Here is a 3,091-nt window from a genome sequence, read left to right as displayed (position 1 = left end):
CCACCCGACACCGCCACCCCGCCCGGCGACCCGACACTGCGCGCGGTGACCGAGATCTTCGGTGCGGTCCTCGGCCGCACCGCCGTCCCGCCCGACGTGCCGTTCTTCGCGCTCGGCGGGAGTTCCCTGGCCGCCGGGCGGGCGTGTGCGCGGCTCGCCGCGCGGCTCGACCGCCCGGTCCCGGTCGCCCAGCTCTACCGGCATCCCACCGCCGCCGCGCTCGCCCGCTGGCTCGACACCACGATCGCCGTCCCGAGTCCGGCGGCACCGCCCACCGAGATTCCGCTGACCCCGATGCAGCTGGTGTACCTGACCCGGTGGCTGGTCGACCCGGCCGACCGGACCGGGCACTGCCTGCTCACCTGGGTGATCGAAGGTTCACTCGACCGGGCGGCGCTGGCCGCGGCCGTCGCCGCCGTGCATCGCCGGCACGAGCCGCTGCGCGCCGCCTACCGGCCCGACCCGGCACCGCAAGCCCAGGTGGTCGCCGTGCCCGCCCCGGTGCCGGTGGTCCTCGACCCCGCCCCCTCGGTCGACGACGCGCTCGCCGCGCTGCGCGCCGAACTGGCCGGCGACCTGGACCCGACCACCGGCCGGGTGTGGCGCACCGCGCTGGCACCGGCCGGGCAGGCCACGGTGTTCGGCGTCGCCGTGCACCACATCGCCTTCGACGGCGCGTCCGAGGCGGTGCTGGCCCGGGATCTCGCCGCGGCCTACGCCGGGGCGATGCTGCCGCCGGCGCCGGCGCTGCACGCGGTCCGCCGGCAGCACGCTGAACCGCCAGACGCCCTGCGCGGCGAGCTGACCGGGGTGCCTGAGCTGCGCTGGCCGGCGGACCCGCTGGACCCGGCGCCCGACGAGCCCTGCCGGGTGGAGGTCCGGGTCGGGCCTGAGGTGCTGCGGGCGGTGGACGCGCTGGCCGCCGCGGCCGGCGTCACCCGGTTCACCGTGCTGCTGGCCCAGTACGCGGCCAGCCTGGCCGACGTGACCGGGCAGCGCGACTTCGCGGTCGGGGTGCCGGTGGCGCAGCGCGGTGCGGGTCTCGAGGACGCGATCGGGTGCCATCTCAACATGGTGTGCCTGCGGCTGCGCGGTTCCGCGCTGGACGGTGACCCGGCCGCCGTCGGATCCGTTGTGGCGCGCGCGTTCGCCACACAGGACGTGCCGCTGCGCGACGTGCTGGAGCTGGTGGCCGCGCCGCGAACCGGCCGGCCGCCGCTGTTTCAGACGCTGTTCGCCTTGCAGGACAACGAGATTCCCCGGATGGAGCTGCCCGGGCTGGACACGTCGTTCCACCGGGCGCCCTACCTGGACCTGCCGCTGGAACTGCACACCGAGCTGTGGCCGGAGGACGGGGGTCTGCGCGTCGAAGTCGCGTTCCGGCCGGACGCGGTCGGCCGCACCACCGCCGAAGCGCTGGTCAAGTTGCTCATCGACCGGCTGCACACCATTCCCACAGGAGAACGCCGATGACCGCCGCACCGAACCTGCTGGTGGATCCCGAACTGCACGCCACCGGGGACCCGTTCGCGGTGTGGCGGTGGATGCGCGAGCACGCCCCGGTGTACCGGCACGAGGCCGGGGAGCTGCCGGCGTTCTGGTCGCTGACCCGCCATGCCGATGTCCGGGCGGTGTACCGGGATCCGGGGTTGTTCAGCTCGGCGCACGGTGTGCTGCTGCGGCCGGTGCGGTCCGGCGCGGATCCCGGCGGCGGGCTGACGCTGGCGCTCACCGATCCGCCCCGGCACCGGGCGCTGCGCTCGGCCATGGCGGAATGGTTCGCCACCCGGTCGGTTCGGGCGCTGGAGGGGATGATGCGTTCCGCGGTGCGGTCGATCCTGGACCGGGCCATGGAAATCGGTGAGTGTGACTTCGTGCACGACGTCGTGGCCCGGCTCTCGCACGCGGTGATCTGCCGGATCATCGGCGTGCCGGACGCGGACCAGGAGGATCTGTTCGGGTGGACCAACGACGCGTTCCACGAGTCCGCGTCGCTGGCCGCGCACCGCCAGCTGATGGCGTACTTCATCGAGCTGATGCACCGGCGGATGACCGATCCGACCGACGATTTGATGAGCCTGCTGGTCACGTGCAGCATCGACGGCACGTTGCTCACCGAGGAGGAGATCCTGCTCAACTGCGAGAACCTGTTGGGCGCCACCGAGAACGGCCGGCTGGCACTGGTCGGCGGGCTGCACGCGTTGCTGTCGCATCCGGGACAGTGGCACCGGTTGCGGGCCGACCGGTCGCTGCTGCCGAGCGCGGTTGAGGAGATCCTGCGGTGGACGTCGAGTGCTACGCACAGCATGCGCACCGCGACCCGCGCCACCGAGTTGCACGGTGTGCGGATCGAGGCGGGCGATCGTGTCGTGGTCTGGATTCCGTCGGCCAACCGAGACGAGCGAGTGTTCACCGACGCGGACCGGTTCGACATCGCCCGCAGTCCCAACCGGCATCTCGCGCTCGGCAGCGGGGAGCACTTCTGCATCGGCGGTGTCCTCGCCCGGGCCGAGACCAGGATCCTGTTCGGCGCGCTGCTCGACCGGGCCGGCGCGATCTCCCTCGCCGGACCGGTTGTCCCGCTGCGCTCGATCGCCGTACGCGGCCCGGAGTCGCTGCCGGTCCAGATCACCCCGGCCGCAACCCGATCCGAGAGGTACGTGTCATGACTTTGTCACATCGCTTCCGCGCCGTCCGTCAGTGTTGTGACTGAGGTTGACGGAGGTGGGTGACCGATGGACGAACGTGAGTTCCTGGCGGAGCGGTTCGAGGCGCACCGTGGGCATCTGCGGGCGGTGGCCTACCGCATGCTGGGCTCGCTGGCCGAGGCGGATGACGCGGTGCAGGAGGCCTACCTGCGGCTGCACCGCACCGACGCGCAGACCGTGCACAACCTCGGCGGCTGGCTGACCACCGTCATCGGCCGGGTGTGCCTGGACATGCTGCGCACCCGCGAATCCCGCCGCGAGGACCCGCTGGGCGCCCGCATCCCCGACCCCATCGTCAGCCCCGAAGCCGGCCCCGACCCCGAACAGGCCACCCTCCTTGCCGACGCGGTCGGCCTGGCGCTGCTGGTGGTGATCGACACCCT

General features: G+C 73.0%; 3 protein-coding genes. All 3 read left to right on the top strand.

The features are described from left to right. A partial coding sequence (locus VFO68_RS04820; protein ID WP_325156927.1) for a condensation domain-containing protein occupies positions 1-1,473 on the top strand: 1,473 nt, incomplete at its 5' end. Then, positions 1,470-2,669, top strand: coding sequence for a cytochrome P450 (locus VFO68_RS04815; RefSeq protein ID WP_325156926.1), 1,200 nt, complete (start codon positions 1,470-1,472; stop codon positions 2,667-2,669). The genes VFO68_RS04820 and VFO68_RS04815, both read left to right, overlap by 4 nt. Positions 2,670-2,735: 66 nt before the next feature. Continuing rightward, positions 2,736-3,091: sigma factor (locus VFO68_RS04810; RefSeq protein ID WP_325156925.1), on the top strand; the 356-nt coding region annotated here is incomplete at its 3' end.

The organism is Actinophytocola sp., assembly GCF_035712165.1.
Lineage (GTDB): Bacteria > Actinomycetota > Actinomycetes > Mycobacteriales > Pseudonocardiaceae > DASYTH01.
Note: the sequence above shows the minus strand (reverse complement) of the source record. Positions and strands in the feature narration are given on the sequence as shown.

Excerpts from the sequence above, each read along its gene's own strand:
- VFO68_RS04815 (WP_325156926.1), top strand. The coding sequence starts at position 1,470 with ATGACCGCCGCACCGAACCTGCTGGTGGATCCCGAACTGCACGCCACC.